This is a genomic window from Pseudoalteromonas arctica, assembly GCF_012927645.1.
Classification (GTDB): Bacteria; Pseudomonadota; Gammaproteobacteria; order Enterobacterales; family Alteromonadaceae; genus Pseudoalteromonas; species Pseudoalteromonas arctica_A.
The window spans coordinates 1-18,533 of the sequence record NZ_JABBMT010000001.1 but is presented as its reverse complement, the minus strand read 5'-3'; the positions used below and the strand labels follow the sequence as shown (position 1 = coordinate 18,533).

The following is an 18,533-nucleotide window of genomic DNA, read 5'->3' as shown; positions in this document are numbered from 1 at the left end:
TTGATTGTTAATTTTTAATTAGATAAATAGCGTAACTGTCTGCTGAAATTGTGATCTCGCCGGCATGATAGGCATCAGGCACGAAATTACCTGAATTACTGTCTGATAGCATGGTTTTTTCAGCACGCATATAAGGTTGAGCTGATACGTTCATAGGGGCATTTGAAGCACTATACAAACCTTTTAGCTCTACGTCATAATCAGCTGCAAATTCTTTTGCCGCTGATTTTGCATCTGCAATTGCCATTTTTTGCACTTTCTTTTGCAATGACTCGTAACGACTCGATGTGAACTTAGTTTGGTTTATTTCATTAATGCCTGCGTCAACTAAACTTTGCAGCAGTAATGGATATTTTTTTACATCAGTCAGTGTGAGTGACAGCGTACGACTAACACGGTAACCAATAAAGTCTTGCTTACCTGTTTCACGGTTGTATTGATTTTCTCGATTAATAGAGATTTGTGAACCATAAATACTTTTTTCATCAATCCCCTGCTGTTTTGCTAATTTAATCGCTTTAGCCATCGTTTGATCAGCTTTATGTTTCGCGCTCATCAAGTCTTTATCAACTTCAACAATAGCAACTCCTAACATTACATTATCGGCAATAGTGGTGATTTTTGCTTGGCCTTGAATATAAATGTGTGGGGCATCGGGTGTACTGGCTGCAAAGACATTGAAACTTAGAGTTGCGGCTAACAATGGTAAATAACGCATACATATATCCTTAATAGTTTTAATAACGTTATTAGATACCGTACGCGGTTAATTTAAAATGAACAAGCATAAAAAAACAGGCTAAAGCCTGTTTTTTTATCTAGCGTAGTTTAAATACTACAACGTTTGTAATTACGGTATTTTGGTAACCAGTAATTTCTGTCTATTGCGGCCCATAACATATCATCGCTGATCTCAAGTGCTGCACCCTCTTCGATGGCTTTTTTAGCCACACCAAAGGCAATACGTTTACTCAGCGTTTCAATTTCTGTCAGTGCTGGTAATAAACTGCCTTTACCTGTATTAGCACGAGGCGATGATTCTGCCAATATTTCACTCGACACCATGAGCATTGCATCAGTAATACGGGTGGCTTTCGCCGCAATGACACCTAAACCAATACCTGGGAAAATATAGCTGTTATTACACTGTGGAATTACAAATGTTTCACCGTCATAAACAACCGGTGCAAACGGACTGCCAGTTGCAATAATCGCTTGACCTTGTGTCCAATTGAGCACATCTTCTGGCAAGGCTTCTACTTGCTTAGATGGATTACTCAACGGAAAAATAACGGGCTGTGCGCAACCATTGTACATAGCGCGAATAACTTGCTCAGTAAATAAACCAGGTTGCCCTGAGACACCAATCAGAATATCAGGAGCAGTGCAATGCATCACATCAAGTAGTGATGCATACTCTCCGCTGTATGTCCAATCAGCTAATTTATCTGTAGGTTGGGCAAGTGCTTGCTGGAAGTCGCGTAGTCCTTCCATACCTTGTGTTAACAAACCAAAACGATCAACCATGAAAACTTGGCTGCGGGCTTGTTCGTCAGAAATACCTTCCGATACCATTTGCGTAATGATTTGCTCGGCAATACCACAACCTGCGGAGCCTGCACCTACGAACACTACTTTTTGTTCTGCTAATTGTACATTTTTCACACGACACGCAGCAAGTAGCGAACCAACTGTAACCGCCGCAGTACCTTGAATATCATCATTAAAGCTACAAATTTCATCTCGGTAGCGTTTTAACAAAGGCATTGCATTAGGCTGTGCAAAGTCTTCAAATTGTAATAACACATTTGGCCAACGACGCTTAACTGCTTTAATAAATAGATCTAAAAATTCATCGTATTCATCTTGTGCAATACGTTTATGACGAGCGCCCATATACATAGGATCGTTTAGTAACTTTTCGTTATTCGTACCTACATCAAGCATAACCGGTAGCGTATATGCTGGGCTTATGCCACCACAGGCGGTATAAAGTGATAATTTACCAATTGGAATGCCCATGCCACCAATACCTTGGTCGCCTAAACCAAGAATACGTTCACCATCGGTAACAACGATAACCTTTACTTTGCCTTTAGTCGCATTACGTAAAATATCATCGATTTGGTAACGGTCTTCATAAGAGATGAATAAACCGCGCGCACTACGATAAATATCTGAGAATTTTTCACAGGCATCACCCACTGTCGGGGTATAGATGATTGGTAACATTTCTTCAATATGGTCACGCACTAAACGGTAATAAAGAGTTTCGTTGTTATCTTGGATAGCACGTAAATAAATGTGTTTATTGAGGTTGTCTTTAAAACTTGAATATTGTTGGTAACAACGTTCAACTTGCTCTTCAATCGTTTCATAGCGAGGAGGCAGTAATCCCGCTAGGTTGAAACTCTCACGCTCTTTTTGAGTAAATGCACAGCCTTTATTTAAGAGTGGCGTTTCAATCAGACCAGGACCTGAGTGATGAATATAAAGATAATTTGGGTCAGTGTTTGTAGTCATAAGTCCAAGCTTAACAAAGTCTTTAGGTTACGATCTGTCATTATTACTGTTGAATATTAAAAAGCAATGATATTCAATCTTGTCAGACCATTAAGAGAAAATAAGACGTGTGTGCTTAATACACACGTAAAAGTAGATTGTACATTAAATCACTATGTCAATTAAGGCTTATTCACTGGCATTTTGTGCTCTTTGCTCACTTAAAGCGATCCCTTCACGGCGAGGATCTGCTGCACCAAATAAAGTGCCATTGACGACTTCAACCGCATGCAAGCCTGAGTTTAAATCAACCACTTTGACGGTATGACCACGTTTTTGTAGATCAGAAATAATCGTTTCGATCGCGGTGCCCTTTTCAACACTGGTGTAATTATTATTACGATTAGTAATTCTTGGCAAGTCAATCGCTTGTTGAGCTGTTAGTTGCCAATCTAATACACCAATAACCACTTGTGCGACATAGTCGATAATTCGGCTACCGCCAGGTGAGCCGACCACTAAGCGTAAACTGCCATCGTTATTAAACACCATCACTGGTGACATTGAGCTGCGCGGGCGTTTACCTGCTTCAACGCGGTTAGCCAATAATTTGCCATTTTTGCGCGGCGATAAGGCAAAATCGGTTAATTGGTTGTTCAATATATAACCATTCACCATAACCGTTGAGCCAAACGCCATTTCTATTGAGCTGGTCATTGATACCGCATTCCCTTCACTGTCGACAATAGATACATGGGTAGTAGATGGCAATTCATACGCATCATCTTGTGCGTAACTCAGTAATGGACGAGGTTGCCCTGCATAGGCTTTTTCATCTCGCTCACTTATTAATTTTGTTCGTTGCTCGATATAGTGTTTATCGAGTAGCTCATTAGTAGGAATATCTGTAAAATCGGGGTCACCCATATATACATTACGATCCGCAAAAGCGAGTCGCGATGCTTGGCTAAAATAATGCAGGGCTTGTGCAGAATTAGCTTTAAATTGCCCCATGTTCTTATCTTCAAGCAAAGCGAGAATTTGTAAAACCGCGACTCCGCCACTGCTCGGTGGTGCCATGGAGCATACTTTATAGCTATGGTAAGGTGTACACACTGCGTCGCGTTGTTTACTTTGATAATTAGCTAGATCGGTTAATGCTAAAGTACCCGGTGCAACAATAGAATGCGTAACCGCAGCAACCATTTGCTTGGCGTTATCGCCTTTATAAAAAGCATCAATGCCTTTACTGGCTATTTTTTTATAAATCTCAGCAAGTGGCTGGTTCGTTTTAACAGTGCCAACAGCAAGCGGTTTACCATCGGGGAAAAAATAATCACGGATCACCGGAAGTGTTGTCACCCCAGGGTTTATTTGTTTGGCTAATAAAGCATGTAAACGCGGCGATACTACAAATCCTTGTTCAGCAAGTTCTATGGCCGGTTTAAACAGTTCCGACCATGCTAGTTTGCCATATTGCTGATGGGCTTTAGCAAAGGCATGCAACAAACCGGGTACACCCACTGAACGGCCGCCAACCACTGCTTCAATCCATGGTGCTGCGTTACCTTTTTCATCTAAAAACAATGTTTCGTCAGCATTGCTTGGTGCTGTTTCGCGGCCATCAAAACTAGTTAACTTATTATGAGCCTTGTCAAAATACAGCATAAAAGTACCACCACCGATCCCTGAAGATTGTGGCTCTACTAAGGTCAGCACTAATTGCGTTGCAATGGCAGCATCAACTGCACTGCCGCCCTTAGTTAGTATGGTTTGTCCGGCTCTAGCAGCATAGGGGTTTGCCGCAGCAACCATATACTGCTGACCAGTTACATGTTGCTTAACTTGATGGCCAGTAGCGGCTTCTGGCTCGCGTATTTCCCGTGGTGTTTGAGTAGCTAACACCGGTAAAGTGAGAAAAGTTAAACTAAAGACGACGCTGGTTTTAAAAGGTAAAAACATAAAAAGGCCTTAATTGCATTGAGATATTTGGCATCTTAAAGTTAAACGGGCACAATATGCAAAATTTTGCTGTAAAAATAAGAATAAAATGGTCAATTTACCACTTCAACCTCGATATATTTTACCCCCGCTGTGTTTAATGGCATTAAGCGCTCTATTTGCAGTGTTTAATTTAAACGATATTTTAGAGTTTAATCGCCAGCTGATTGACCAAGGCCAAGTATGGCGTTTGATCACCAGCCAATATGTGCATGCTAACTGGCCGCATTTAGCATTAAATTGTGCCGGTATCATACTGATATGGACGTTACATGCTGAGCATACAAAACCGACACAATATGCATTACATACCTTATTTTTAGCTGCTTGGTGTGGTATAGGAGTTTACTTTTTTTGTCCTGATATTCACATTTACACCGGATTGAGTGCCCTGCTGCACGGTGTCATTGTGTGGGGGGCAATAAAAGATATTGAGGTTGGCATGAAAAGCGGCGGTTTATTGTTTATCGGTATTTGGCTTAAAATTGCTTATGAACAATTTCATGGCCCCAGTGCTGAAGTGAGTAAGTTAATTGCCTCTCAGGTGGCAGTTGATGCTCACCTAATAGGCGCAATTGGTGGAATAGTGTTAGCAACGCCACTGCTGATCAATTATATAAAAAAACGCCAAGCATAAGCTTGGCGTTGTCTAAATTTGAGTGTTTATAAACTTTCTTTAAATAGTTTATGAATACGACGGTATTCATCTAACCAACTAGAAGGTTGTACAAAACCATGTGGTTCGACTGGAAATATAGCCGTTTCAAAGTTTTCTTTTTTCAGCTCAATTAAACGCTGTACTAGGCGTACTGAGTCTTGGAAAAACACATTGTTATCAACCATTGGTGCGTTGATCAATAAGCGGTTTTTAAGGCCCTGTGCATAATAAATTGGCGAACTTTTTTCATACGCAATTGGATCAACATCTGGGTGATTTAAAATGTTTGATGTGTATGGACCATTATAGTGTGCCCAGTCGGTAACTGGACGAAGCGCAGCACCTGCCTGAAATAAATCAGGCTGAGTAAATAACGCCATAAAGGTCATAAAGCCACCGTAAGAGCCACCATATGTCCCTACTGCACCGGTATCAACATTGGCATTTTCAGCCATCCATTTAACACCATCGGCTAAATCTTCAATTTCTGGGGTACCCATTTGACGGTAAATCGCCGTACGCCAATCACGTCCATAACCTTTTGATGCGCGATAATCCATGTCCATCACGACATAACCTTCAGAGGCTAGTAATGAATGAAACATAAATTCGCGGAAGTAACCTGACCAACCCATGTGTGAGTTTTGTAGATAACCTGCACCATGGTTAAAAATGATCGCTTTGCGGTTTTTGCCGCTCTCACCTTCTACATAGTCTGCTGGGTAATATACTTTAGCGTATATCGGTTGTTTGGTATGACTTGATGGTACAGCAACAATTTTAGGCGCAATTAATTGTTTTGTTAAAAATTCACTCGATACTGTATGAGTTAGCTGCGTTGCAGTTGTATTCGCTTTTACATCAGCAATATATAACTCTGGTGGAGCCATGATTTTGGAGTGTGTTAACAATAATTTGCTTTGATCAGGGCTTAATTTATAGTCGGTCATACCGTCTAAGTTTGTTACTTGCTCTGATTTTGCCGTTTGTGGATCAACGCGGTAGATTTCATATAGGCCAGGATGCTCAACATTGGCTTTGTAATAAATTGCATTGTCGTCATCTGTTAGTGTGAGGTTCGATACGACAAACTGCCCTTTGGTAAGTTGTGTTGCTTTACCATTGAGTGGTTTTTTATATAGGTGGCTATAGCCTGTTTCTTCAGATAAATAATACAAGGTATCTGAATTATTTAACCAACCAAAATCGTTATAAGCATAGTTAACCCATGCATCATCGTGTAAACGATGCTGGGATACTAATTTTGAATTTTTTGCATCTACAGTAACTAACCAGCGGTCTTTATTGTCCCATGCTTCAAGCATCATTGCAGCATGAGTACCAGCTTTGTTCCATACAATAGCACTTTGATCCCAGCCCCAATCCATCATTAGGTTGATAGCACGAGGTTCTTTTTTAGATTCATATGTTTTGCCGTCACGGGCATAGTTTTCTTTTTTAACTGCCGCTAACACATCGTCATCAAAACCAGGTAAAGTATCAAATGCAAGTGTTGTTTGCGTTTGCTCAGTTACATCGATGTAGATAACCTGCGAGGTTTGTGGTTTTTCATCAGCAACACGACGACGTACTTTTTCAGCTTTTACCCGTGCATCATCAACAATATAATTTGGCATGATATCAGCGTCATCGCGCCAAGGTCTGATCTCGGTGACAACCGCGATTAATGCTTTCCCATTTGGTGATAACTGCACATCGACCAACTCATTGCCTTTACCTAAGTAAAACTGAGCATTGGCAATTGAACTATTTTGCTGGTTAAGTTGCTCTTTAAACGCTTGTTTATCTTTTTTATTTTTATGGGTTAGCGCAATGTAATCAATCAGCTTATGCTGCTCTTTAGCGATGTAAGTTTCAGGCTCTGTAACACCTTTTGGTGCATCGCTTAAATGAAGATTTACAAGCTCAGCTTGCAGTCCAGTTGCCAGATCTACTTTATAAAAAGTGTTTGCTTGGCGATAAGCTAAATTACCATCAGTTAAAAATTGCGGTTTAGATTGTTTAGCGCTGTCGTGAGTAATTTGTGTAATTGCACCTGTATTAATGTTCTTAACAAATACATTACCTTCAAACACATAAGCTTGTTGTGTTCGATCCGCTGAATAAACAGCATCACCAGCCCCTAATGTATGCAACTTATTTAATGCTACTTGACTTGCAGCTTGGCTATCAACAGCTTGTGTAAATAAGTCTCTAAGCTCATTACCTTGTTGTTTTTGCGCATAGACAACTGTTTTTGAATCGGCAGCCCAAAATGCACGCTCTGCTTGGCGGCCTAACCAATCAGGATGAGCCATTGCTTGCTCAAGTGTGATTGCGCTGCTGCCTGTATTCGCAGGTGTTACAACAACGCTGGCAACAGTTGATTGTGGTTGCTCTGTAAGAGTAGATGCGGTTGTTTGACAACCAGATAACATAACGCTGGACGCTACGGCAAGTGCAATTAAGGTTTTTTGAGTAGAAGATTTAAAAATCATAGGGCTTCTGTAAGGTTATTGTAATTCTCCCAATTTAAGCAGAAGCACCTATGTAATAGCAATTATTTCAGATAAACAGCCAAACTTTGCTGTTTAATAACCAAGTTACTTTATAGAAATATCTAGCCACACCATGCGATGATCTGACGATGCATTACGATCTTTAATTAACCGATACAACTCGCTACTTTTAGTTGGCCAAAATACCCCCCCGTCATGAACTTCAATGCCATAAGTTGCAGGCAACACATAATCTACACGAGCTTGCCAGTTAGCAGTGTAAGCGGCAGCATATTTTTCACTGTAGCTGGTTTTAGCGCCCTTACTGGTTGGTATAAATTGGCTGTTTATTAATGAGTTTTTTAACAGTTGATCCGTTGTTTCTGGGCGTTTTTTATCTCCTTCAGGAGCCGCATTTAAATCCCCGACTATAACAAATCGTGATTTTTCAGCTAGCCCCCCTTTAATCCCATGATCGTCATAGAGGTAATCTGCACTGGCGATATAATCTTTAATCAAACGTACTTCATCATGATTACGTAAGCCGTTTCTATCTTCAGCACCATCAAATACAGGAGGCGTGGGGTGCGATGCAATAACGTGTAGTGTTTTGCCTTTTACAGTAACCGGAATATCCCAAAACGATTTTGAGCTGAGTCTCAAGGCTTGCCATTCTTCGTTGTTATACCAATTTTCACCTGTAGTTGGATCAATAGGCATTTTAGCATTTGGCATATCTTTGTATTTGAAGGTTTGTAAGGTTCGAATTTTATCAAAATCAATTGGGTAGCGCGATAAGACGGCCATGCCATAATGGCCTTCAAAAAAACCGAAACCAAATGCATCCCCTTTAACCCCCGTGGTTTGGCCGTCATTATCTAGATCAAATGGCGTTTTTAAACCAGTGTTTACTGGGCCAACATAGCTGTACGGATAATCTATAGCAGGCTGTTTATTTTGGCTTTTAGCAAGATAGTGTGTTTTAAAGTAATCAATGCCTTGCGCTTTGCTGACATAATCAAATTCATTTAATAAGAGAATGTCAGGGCGAACACGTTGAATGATCTCAGCAATATTTTTGATTTGTGGATGATCACTTTGTAATGCATTTATCAAACCTTTGGCATCAAGGGGTTTCTCATTTTCAGCATAATTGGTTGCATCCATACTGACATTAAACGTGGCTACACGTAAAGATGACACGGCCAATGCTGAGTTAGAAAAACCACTGATTAATAGGCACGCTAATGTGGCGATAAAAAACTGCTTCTTCATACGATATATCCATCTAAAATTAATAACAAAATGACACTACTTACGACTATCCATAAAATAATTGCCATTATAAAAGGCTTTAGTCCTGCTTGTTTTAATACAGCTAGTGATAAGCCACTGCCAATTAAGAATAAAGTCATTACTAATAATTGTTTTGCTACGGTGTTGATCAGCTGCCATGTATCTGTAAACTGCGGTAAATACGTATTGATCAATGCTGCCGCTAAAAAGCCAACAATAAATAAAGGAATGCTGGTCTTTTCTTCTGAGCGCCAAAAGACACCTGCAATCGTAGTGTAAGGAATGATCCACATCGCACGTGTGAGCTTAACGGTTGTAGCAATACTTAGTGCAACAGCTCCGTAAGCTGCTGACGCCCCTACTACACTGCTGGTATCATGAATAGCTAACGCTGCCCATAAGCCAAATTGGTGTTGGCTTAGATTAAAATAATGCCCAATGGTTGGAAATAGCAGCAAACCGACACCGTTTAATAAAAACACCACACCAAGTGCAACCGCGACTTCGTGATCTTTCGCTTTAATTACTGGCGCCATCGCGGCAATTGCACTGCCACCACAAATGGCCGTACCAAATGAAATTAATACCCCTGTATTACGATTTAACTTAAAGGCTTGCGTTAAAATTTCACCAAGACCGATGATCGCTGTAATACTGACTATGGTAAGTACCAGAGAACTGCGCCCAACTTCAATTACCTGATTAAAATCAACAGCAAAACCTAATCCTACTACCGCTGCTTTGAGCATCCATTTACTCGCCTTTTGGGATAGCTCTGCAAAGGGATTACCGAGCAAAATTGCAACCAACGCCCCGCAAATTAGGGCACTACCACCACCAATTAAAGGAGTGCCGCACAGAGCAAGTAACAACAGGTATATGGGCTTTTTGCTCCGAGCAGAAATAACCCCTTCGGTTATCATTAAACATTCCTTTTAGGTACTGGTAAAAAGCCGAGATAAACTCGGCTTTTTTAGTTAATTTAAAATCAAAGCGGTGCTGGCCGCTAACACTCCGGGATAATCCTCCTCTGGAAGATACTCCGACAATTGTGCTAAGCGTTCACCTAATTCATGAAGATTAGCAGCAGATATATTAATATGACCCATTTTACGATCAGGCTTTGCTGTTTTCCCATACCAATGACTCGTAACCTCTGCAATACCTAGGATTTGCTGAGGAATAGCGGCTTGTCCAAGTACATTCACCATTGCCGTAACACGCTGCAATTGTGTGCTACCTAATGGCAGCCCTGCGACAGCTCGCATATGATTTTCAAATTGACTACAATGCGTGCCTTGCTGAGTCCAATGGCCAGAATTGTGAACCCGAGGAGCAATTTCATTGACCAATAACTGCCCTGCCACATCGAAAAACTCAATCGCCAACACACCAACGTAATCAAGCTCATTAGCCAGTTTATTAAATGCCTCTTCAGCTTGTTGCTGAATCGCTGATTTTTCTTTACCAGCGATAGATAAGGTTAAAACACCATTGGTATGCTGGTTTTCAGTAAGTGGATAAATAGCGGTGTTACCACTTTTATCACGAACACCAATGATTGATACCTCGCGATCAAATGGGATCATTTGCTCAGCAATAATGGTGTGTGGCGCGGATTCTGTACCTGAGGCAATAAAATCAGCCATTTGTGACCATATCTGCTCAATTTGGTCATCTGATTTTAAACGCCACTGGCCTTTACCATCGTAACCAGCTTGACAGGTTTTGATCACTAATGGCTTACCCAAGCTAACAACGGCTTGTTCTAAGTGGGCTTTTTCAGTGATTAACTGATATGGTGCGCACTTAACTGCTGTTTTACTTAGTAATGCTTTTTCTAGGGCACGATCACCACCCGTTTTAATCGCAGCTTTACCTGGGTAAAACTTATTGCTTGTGCAGCATAGCGTTAGCACATCATCAGGAATATGTTCAAACTCAGCGGTGATCGCATGAGCGTCCGCAATGGCTTGCTCTAACGTTGTAGTATAAATTTGTCCAGTTAATGGGTGAACAATTTTTTTACTACCAACATCATAAGCAACCACATTTAAATTCAATGGCGCACCAGCTAAACACATCATGCGTGCTAATTGACCAGCTCCTAAAATTAAAATAGTCATATTACTCTGCTGGATTTGGGTTAGCTAAAATAGTTTCTGTTTGTTCTTTACGGAACGCTTCAACTTTGGCAAATATTTCCGGCTGCTGACAACCTAAAATTTGTGCAGCTAATAACCCCGCATTTGCAGCGCCAGCTTCACCAATTGCTAATGTACCTACCGCAACACCTTTTGGCATTTGGCAAATCGACAACAATGAATCAATGCCATTTAGCGTTTTAGATTTAACCGGCACACCTAATACTGGTAATGATGTAAAAGCAGCAGCCATACCGGGTAAATGCGCTGCACCACCGGCACCGGCAATAATGACTTTAATACCACGTTCTGCTGCTGAACTTGCGTAATCAGCGAGTAGTTGAGGAGTACGATGAGCCGATACAACTTTAGTTTCGTAAGCGATGCCAAATTTATCTAGCATGATCGCCGCATGTTCCATAGTTGGCCAATCTGACTTGGAACCCATAATAATGCCAACAGTCATAAATACTCCTCAGTAATGTTTTAATACTTATAGCGGACTTATGTCCGCATTAAAGGCGGTTATTATACACGTATTAATTGTTAAATTGCGAATATCGAGTAACAAAAAAGCCATGACTGGCATGGCTTCTTGATTAGTATGTAAATTGAGTTTTAGCCTTCTTTACTAGCTAAATATTCAGAGTAAGTACCTCTGAAATCAATTATTTTGCCGTCTTTGATTTCCCAAATCCGAGTTGCAACTGAGGATACAAATTGACGGTCGTGAGATACAAACATTAACGTACCTTCATATGCTTCAAGCGCAAGGTTTAATGCTTCTATTGACTCCATGTCCATATGGTTGGTCGGTTCATCCATTAATAAGATATTTGGTTTATGCATCATGATTTTACCAAATAACATGCGGCCTTGCTCACCACCTGATATCACTTTTACAGACTTTTTAATATCATTTTGTGAAAACAACATGCGGCCTAAAAAGCTACGAACCACCTGCTCATCATCGCCTTCTTGCTGCCATTGCTCCATCCACTGAAACAAGTTCATGTCGGTGGCAAATTCATCCGCATGATCTTGCGCATAATAACCAATATTATGGTTTTCAGACCATTTAAACTCGCCTTGCTTCGGAGCCAAACGACCAGCTAAAGTATTTAATAATGTTGTTTTACCAACCCCATTTTCACCGATGATAGCGATACGCTCGCCTACTTCAACTAATCCTTCAAGGCCAGTGAACAGCATATCGTCAAAACCTTGGCCTAAGTTTGTTAATTCAAGAGCATTACGGAATAACGGTTTTTCTTGCTCAAAACGAATGAACGGTGTTTGACGTGATGAGGCTTTAACTTCATCTAATTGAATCTTGTCAATTCGCTTGGCACGAGATGTTGCTTGCTTTGCTTTAGATGCATTCGCTGAGAAGCGCGAAACAAACTGTTGTAGCTCGGCAATTTGATTTTTCTTCTTGGCATTTTCACTTAATAAGCGTTCACGAGCTTGCGTTGCTGCAAACATGTATTCGTCATAGTTACCTGGGTAAATACGCAATTCACCATAGTCAATATCGGCCATATGTGTACATACAGAGTTTAAGAAATGACGGTCATGGGAAATGATGATCATGGTGCAATCACGTTGGTTTAAAACATCTTCAAGCCACTTGATAGTATAGATATCCAAGTTATTAGTTGGCTCATCAAGTAGCATGATATCAGGATCTGAAAATAACACTTGCGCTAAAAGTACACGTAATTTGAAACCAGGCGCAATTTCTGACATTGGACCGTAATGCTGATCAGTTGTAATACCTACGCCCATTAGTAACTCGCCTGCTTTAGATTCAGCAGAATAGCCATCCATTTCAGCAAACTCAGTTTCTAGATCGGCAACCTTCATGCCATCTTCTTCACTCATTTCAGGCAAGCTGTAGATACGATCACGCTCTTGTTTAATTGCCCACAGCTCTTTGTGGCCCATTATTACAGTATCAATAACAGAATATTCTTCGTAAGCGAACTGATCTTGGTTTAGTTTAGCAACACGCTCATTTGGATCAGTACTTACATTACCAGCTGACGGCTCCAGTTCCCCACTTAAGATTTTCATAAACGTTGATTTACCACAGCCATTTGCGCCAATTAAACCATAACGGTTACCTTCACCAAATTTAGCTGAAATATTCTCAAATAACGGTTTAGCACCAAATTGCATGGTGATGTTAGCTGTACTGATGATAGCGCTACCCTCCAACGGGGAAAATCAAAGAAATAAAATTGGCTGGAGTGTAAACCAAATAGGCCTATTTTTCCATGAATTATTAGCTTTGTGGGCTATAGCTGCTATGCATCGAAATAAGCTAATTTGGGTCAATTTATTATGCTAGTATTATAGCGTTGTGCGTAAAAAGAACAGTCATTAACAATTCAAATTTCCTCTATCATTTTTTGATGATATTTTTTCACTTTAGCCATTAATTTAGCTTTGTTAGTCTGCGCGACCAAAGGACAATGATAAATAGCACACAAGGCAATATTAAATGAATAGAAAATTAATTGGGGTCATCATCGCAAGTGCATTGATGGCACCGAGCGTAAACGCTGTTGAGGTTTATGATGACGGAAAAAACAACTTAACCATCGGTGGTTTTATTGACGCCAGAATAATCCACACGCAAGGCCAAACTGAAATAGTTAATGGTGCATCACGGATCCGCTTTGATTTTAATCGCAAACTAAAAGATCAGTGGTCAGCTTTAGCTTTATTAGAATGGGGTGTAAACCCTGTTGGCAGTAGCGATATTATCTATAACAACCGCTTTGAATCTATTCAAGATAAATTTTTATATAACCGGCTTGGTTATGTAGGTATAGCGCATGAAAAATACGGACAAGTGACAATAGGTAAACAATGGAGTGCTTGGTACGACGTAGTTTATAGTACTAATTACAGTCTAGTGTGGGATGGTAATGCAGCCGGTGTTTATACTTACAACAAAGACGATGGTGCAATTAATGGCACTGGACGTGGTGACAAGTTATTGCAGTACCGTAATACGTTTGGTGATTTTAGTATTACAACACAAGTGCAATTTAAAAATAATGATTTTTATACCTGTGATATTGAAGCTATTTCTGAAGCTGCTTGCCAGACATTGTGGGAAAGTGGCAGTGATCTTGCTCAACAAGTAGAATTTAATTCTACATATGGGGCAGCCGTTACCTATTCAGTAAGCGACGACTTGAAACTTACTGCTGGGTTTAACCGCGGAGAGCTGACCGTAAATTACGCAGCAGGACGAATCAAGCCTGTTAAAGATTTAATTTATGGTGCAGGCGTTACTTGGGGTAGCTTCAACCGTGATGGCCTTTATTTTGCTGCAAATATCAACAAAAATGAAAATCATGATACAGATAATTTAGGCCGTCTGATCAAAGAGGCAATTGGGGTAGAGTCTTTATTATCTTATAAGTTTGATAATGACATTCGTACCTTCATTGCATATAACGTCTATGACGCTGGAACAGATTACGTGATCCAGCCAAATTTTAACGCCGATCCTAATGACAACTTTAAACGTCAATTTACAGTACTTGGCTTTCACTATTTATTCGACGAAGATACGATTTTTTACATTGAAGCACGTAAAGACTTTAGTGATTTTTCAAGTGCCGATAAAGAGCAAGAATATCAAATGAGTATATCTGAAGGTGATGGTATTGCATTTGGTTTTAATTACACATTATAACTAGAACACTTACAGGCTGATTATTTAATCAGCCTGTTTTGCTCTAATATTTAGCACCCTGTGCTATAACACTTTTTTGAACAGTAAATGAGTGAATTTAAAAAACAACTTTTCAATGAACAATCCTTGTATCAATGAAGATCGCACCGCCGTCGAATAAGCATAACCTTTGCCGGAAAAGTTTAAGCGAATAGCTAACGTTGATTCATTAAGCTCATAATCCCTTTTGGCAGTCTCTAGTTAAAAATCCCCTTATGTTGAGTTATCTTAAAAACCACATAAGTATGATGTGTTCTTTTATAGTTAACCTTACTTCTTACTAACTTAGTCTTTGATTAAGCATATTAGTTTATCGAGGAATTATAGAAATCGAGTGCCTGCTTAACACTAACCACCGGGTTTTCCCGGTGCTCTAAGCCATTATTAATTCTGCTATTCCAGATAATATCATTTGCATTATCGTTAAGGCTATTATTAAGGCCAGCAAAAGCACTTAACATTAATGGATGCTCCGCACCTCCGACTGTTATATATAGCGACAGCTGTCTGTTATGATCAGTATTGTGGCTTCGTTGCAATAAGAATTGATCAAACTCTTTTACAACTGTCATATCGTCGTACCAAGCAGCCGGACTAAATGCAAAATAACCGTTAAACAGCCAAGGTTTTGTACTCATAGTGTATAAAACAAAACTCCCTCCAGCTGAATACCCCGACAAAACACGATTATTATCTAGCTTATAATGTGATTCTAAATACGGTAATAACTCACCTTCAATAAAAGCCAAAAATTGATCTGCTTGACCAAATAATTCTGGTGAATTTTCACTTGCAGGACGAGCTTGGGTATTGACATCTTGGCGTGCATACGGCGGGACTAAATCACGATTTCTGGTAAAGGTCCAAAATTGATTAGGAATAGATACTAAAATTGTATTTTGCTGCGCTGGTAACCCTGCCATCACGGAATCCCACTGCGTAAGATTAAAGTTACCATCGGTTCTAATGATCAAGGAGTAGCGTTTATTTGACTCATAATTTCTAGGTAAACGAATAAACACTTTCCTATTTTCACCCAATACCTGAGAATAAATTGTGATGTCTTTAAAATTTGACGTGTAATGCGCGTTATATTTATAAATCACTACGGCTGCTGCAATCAGTGCGGCTAGGCTTAACAAAATAAAAATTACAGTGCGATTTAGTTTTTGTAATAAAGCCATCATAACTTCCTGTAAAATATTATTTAAAAACAATACCCTTGTTCAGGCTACGATTAAATGACTGTTTTGTAACAAAGTATGATTTAAAGTTTATAAACCCAATGTTCACTCGCTACATGAGTGAAGTTAAAACGGCGAAGTAAATTCTGACTTTGAGTATTTTCTGTCGCCACTTTAGCGTGTAAGTTTATAATTTTCACATTACTATCTAGCGGTGAAACAACGGCTGTTATATTTGTTAGCATAAATGCTAATGCTTCAGACATATACCCATTCCTCCAATAATTTGCAGACAACTCAAAACCTAACCAAGCAGTATTTTCCTCAATATCATATAAACCAACACAGCCAATTAAGGTCGATGTATTTAATAAGTACATTCCTAAGCGCAGTGTATTTCCTTCATACATGCCAGTAATATCATCTTGGATCAATTGTTTTACGTCGTTACGTGTAAGTGGCACTGCATAGTCATTATATTGAGCAACTAACGGCTCAGACAAAATAGTCCACAACGCGCTACAATCCCTATGCTTAATTGGCTTTAATGTGATCCGGCTTAATGCAAACTCATTGTTCATAAAGAAAATTAAATTACAGCTTTAAAGCACACTATTATTGTCTTAATATACCGCGCATACAAGTTAATAACACAGCAAATATTATGAGCGACGAATTTAAAGTAATACAACCAACAACCACTGTTTATTGCCCTGACCGTGGTGAAGGCTGGACTTTAACAGGCATAACGAGCATTGATGAGTTTACATCTGTAATGTTTGATGGCGTGCGTTACACATTGCCAGCAAGGGAAATTGTAGAGCAATTACTGCCAAACCAAGTTGCTAGACAAAACCAAAAGTAATTAACATTACGTATGCTCTGGCACCTGCTTCGCTCTACCTCCTAAACCCATTTACTCGTAGTGCCCCAGCGACCACAAAAGATATAGGAAAAACCTGGCTGCGATGAGATCGCAATAAGAGAGCCTCACCCTGTGTTTGCCGAAAGCTACTTGCTTAACAACCACATTGACGACTTGATTTAGAATTGACCGTCACTTTATTAAAACGGTCAAATAAAATACTAGTGCCTATTGACAGAGTTAAGGCTCATATGTGTTATATTTTTATGCAACTGCAAAATCTACAGAATGCACATTTGTAAGGTTAATTTGTTGTTTAGCGTGCCACAGATCATAATTATCTTGCATAGCTAACCAACTTTCGGGAGTTCTACCTATTGCTTTTGACAAACGAAGTGCCATTTCTGGTGAGATTGCACTTTGCCCTTTAAGAACTCTGTTTAAAGTAGATGATGCAACATCTAATTGTTTAGCTAAATAACGACAGCTGAAACCTGCTGGCTCTAGATATACGTCGTAGATGAATTCGCCTGGGTGCGGTGGGTTATGCATAGTCATTAGTGATAGTCCTCATAATTGAGTATGTATGCATTACCATCGATGAACTCAAAAGTAATGCGCCAGTTACCATTTACAGTAATAGACCAAATCCCGTCACGATCCCCTTTGAGAGGATGCAATTTAAAACCGGGTAAATTGATATCATCAATTTCTTGTGCGGTATCTATTGCTGTAAGTTGCATTCGCAATTTGCGTTGATGCTTAGCCTGAATTCCAGCAACACTTCCTGTTTGGAAATATTTCTTGAGGCCTTTATGTTTGAAAGATTTAATCATGACACAAGTGTAGCGCGATGCGCATCGCTCGTCGATAAAAATATAACGAGTCTGTAGATTAACTCGTTTTTAATTTATTTTTATTGATATATTAACCATATCCGAGTTCCTATTTTGATTCAATCGGTTACTTCGATTTTACATAAAATATATTAGCACTCGTGGATTTACTGTGTTTTTGATAGCCTAAATGCTCATCCATTTCTGCATTAAGTGCTGCTTCAACGGTTATCTTTTTTAACATCTGACTAAATTGATTTAAATCGTCTGGTGTTTTAATGCTTTTAGCCGCTTCCTTAACAAACGCTTCGAGTTCTTCTTTATTCATGTTCATCGCCTAATCCTTAAACTCTCGATAGAGTAAATTATGATAGGCATTTACACAAAATTAGTTACATCCTCTAATACTGTCCATACACCCACTCTCCAACTATATGATCATCTTTAAATATCCCTTTTAAACGTAGTTTTCCATTTTCATTAAAATATAATTGCTCACCATCTTTTTTGCCTTTTTTATAATTTTCTTCACTTTTAATATTTCTATTATGATAATAAGTTAATTTTTTACCATCGATATAATTTCCAATACAGAAACATCACTCAGGGCAGGATCATACTTTGTAAATATTTATAATTTATGATCTAATACTATAAATTTCATAACTTTATATTCCTTATGTCCTTATTCTCCCATTTAGAACTTGTAAAAGATAACCGCTCAACTATCAACCAGCATCATAATCTTGTCGATGTGCTTTTCCTTATTATTAGTGCTGTAACGTCTGGGTGCGA

General features: G+C 39.4%; 16 protein-coding genes and 2 pseudogenes. 4 read left to right on the top strand and 14 right to left on the bottom strand.

Annotated features, from left to right (window positions below; all coding sequences use genetic code 11):
- Positions 1-7: 7 nt before the first annotated feature.
- The 3 genes from HHO47_RS00090 to ggt all read right to left on the bottom strand — a co-directional run bounded on the left by HHO47_RS00090 (position 8) and on the right by ggt (position 4,464).
- Entirely contained in the window at positions 8-718 is a 711-nt protein-coding gene (locus HHO47_RS00090) for an SIMPL domain-containing protein (RefSeq protein WP_169017719.1), read from the bottom strand.
- 110 nt (positions 719-828) lie between these two features.
- Positions 829-2,523 carry an NAD-dependent malic enzyme gene (locus HHO47_RS00085; RefSeq protein ID WP_169017718.1) on the bottom strand — a complete coding sequence of 565 codons (1,695 nt, stop codon included), beginning with the start codon at positions 2,521-2,523 and terminating at the stop codon, positions 829-831.
- Positions 2,524-2,691: 168 nt separating this feature from the next.
- A complete protein-coding gene (gene ggt / locus HHO47_RS00080; protein ID WP_169017717.1) occupies positions 2,692-4,464 on the bottom strand; it encodes a gamma-glutamyltransferase in 1,773 nt (590 codons plus the stop codon).
- Between the two features lie 88 nt (positions 4,465-4,552).
- Between ggt and rrtA the strand changes: the two genes are divergently transcribed.
- Entirely contained in the window at positions 4,553-5,140 is a 588-nt protein-coding gene (gene rrtA / locus HHO47_RS00075) for a rhombosortase (protein WP_169017716.1), read from the top strand.
- 26 nt (positions 5,141-5,166) lie between these two features.
- Here rrtA and HHO47_RS00070 read toward each other — a convergent pair whose 3' ends face one another.
- The 6 genes from HHO47_RS00070 to HHO47_RS00045 form a co-directional block, all read right to left on the bottom strand.
- Positions 5,167-7,659, bottom strand: a complete 2,493-nt coding sequence (locus tag HHO47_RS00070) for a S9 family peptidase (RefSeq protein ID WP_169017715.1) — start codon at positions 7,657-7,659, stop codon at positions 5,167-5,169.
- A 105-nt stretch (positions 7,660-7,764) separates the two neighbouring features.
- A complete protein-coding gene (locus HHO47_RS00065) occupies positions 7,765-8,934 on the bottom strand; it encodes an endonuclease/exonuclease/phosphatase family protein (protein WP_169017714.1) in 1,170 nt (389 codons plus the stop codon).
- A complete protein-coding gene (locus HHO47_RS00060; protein ID WP_169017713.1) occupies positions 8,931-9,878 on the bottom strand; it encodes a YeiH family protein in 948 nt (315 codons plus the stop codon). Before HHO47_RS00060 ends, HHO47_RS00065 begins: the two co-directional genes overlap by 4 nt.
- 54 nt (positions 9,879-9,932) lie before the next feature.
- Complete coding sequence (locus HHO47_RS00055; RefSeq protein WP_169017712.1) at positions 9,933-11,081, bottom strand: 5-(carboxyamino)imidazole ribonucleotide synthase; 1,149 nt, start codon at positions 11,079-11,081, stop codon at positions 9,933-9,935.
- A 1-nt stretch (position 11,082) separates the two neighbouring features.
- Positions 11,083-11,565, bottom strand: a complete 483-nt coding sequence (gene purE, locus HHO47_RS00050; protein WP_145233343.1) for a 5-(carboxyamino)imidazole ribonucleotide mutase — start codon at positions 11,563-11,565, stop codon at positions 11,083-11,085.
- A gap of 152 nt (positions 11,566-11,717) precedes the next feature.
- Positions 11,718-13,304 carry an ABC-F family ATPase gene (locus tag HHO47_RS00045; protein WP_169018228.1) on the bottom strand — a complete coding sequence of 529 codons (1,587 nt, stop codon included), beginning with the start codon at positions 13,302-13,304 and terminating at the stop codon, positions 11,718-11,720.
- A 301-nt stretch (positions 13,305-13,605) separates the two neighbouring features.
- Between HHO47_RS00045 and HHO47_RS00040 the strand changes: the two genes are divergently transcribed.
- Positions 13,606-14,814 carry a porin gene (locus tag HHO47_RS00040; protein ID WP_169017711.1) on the top strand — a complete coding sequence of 403 codons (1,209 nt, stop codon included), beginning with the start codon at positions 13,606-13,608 and terminating at the stop codon, positions 14,812-14,814.
- Positions 14,815-15,158: 344 nt separating this feature from the next.
- On the opposite strand, the gene HHO47_RS00035 is transcribed toward HHO47_RS00040, so the two are convergent.
- A complete protein-coding gene (locus HHO47_RS00035) occupies positions 15,159-16,037 on the bottom strand; it encodes an alpha/beta hydrolase (RefSeq protein WP_169018226.1) in 879 nt (292 codons plus the stop codon).
- A gap of 83 nt (positions 16,038-16,120) precedes the next feature.
- Positions 16,121-16,618 (bottom strand): GNAT family N-acetyltransferase, encoded by a 498-nt coding sequence (locus HHO47_RS00030; protein ID WP_169017710.1) that lies wholly within the window; start codon positions 16,616-16,618, stop codon positions 16,121-16,123.
- A gap of 83 nt (positions 16,619-16,701) precedes the next feature.
- Here HHO47_RS00030 and HHO47_RS00025 point away from each other — a divergent pair, with 83 nt between their 5' ends.
- A complete protein-coding gene (locus HHO47_RS00025) occupies positions 16,702-16,902 on the top strand; it encodes a hypothetical protein (RefSeq protein WP_169017709.1) in 201 nt (66 codons plus the stop codon).
- A 264-nt stretch (positions 16,903-17,166) separates the two neighbouring features.
- Here the strand turns inward: HHO47_RS00025 and HHO47_RS00020 are convergent, their stop codons facing one another.
- The 3 genes and pseudogenes from HHO47_RS00020 to HHO47_RS00010 form a co-directional block, all read right to left on the bottom strand.
- Complete coding sequence (locus tag HHO47_RS00020) at positions 17,167-17,460, bottom strand: HigA family addiction module antitoxin (RefSeq protein ID WP_169017708.1); 294 nt, start codon at positions 17,458-17,460, stop codon at positions 17,167-17,169.
- Positions 17,460-17,738 carry a type II toxin-antitoxin system RelE/ParE family toxin gene (locus tag HHO47_RS00015; RefSeq protein WP_068547700.1) on the bottom strand — a complete coding sequence of 93 codons (279 nt, stop codon included), beginning with the start codon at positions 17,736-17,738 and terminating at the stop codon, positions 17,460-17,462. The genes HHO47_RS00020 and HHO47_RS00015 overlap by 1 nt, the downstream gene beginning before the upstream one ends.
- A gap of 151 nt (positions 17,739-17,889) precedes the next feature.
- A pseudogene (locus HHO47_RS00010) lies at positions 17,890-18,066 on the bottom strand (IS256 family transposase); the annotation flags it as partial.
- A 351-nt stretch (positions 18,067-18,417) separates the two neighbouring features.
- On the opposite strand from HHO47_RS00010, the pseudogene HHO47_RS00005 reads away from it, so the two are divergent.
- Positions 18,418-18,533 (top strand): annotated as a pseudogene (locus HHO47_RS00005) (ISAs1-like element ISPsesp1 family transposase); the annotation flags it as partial.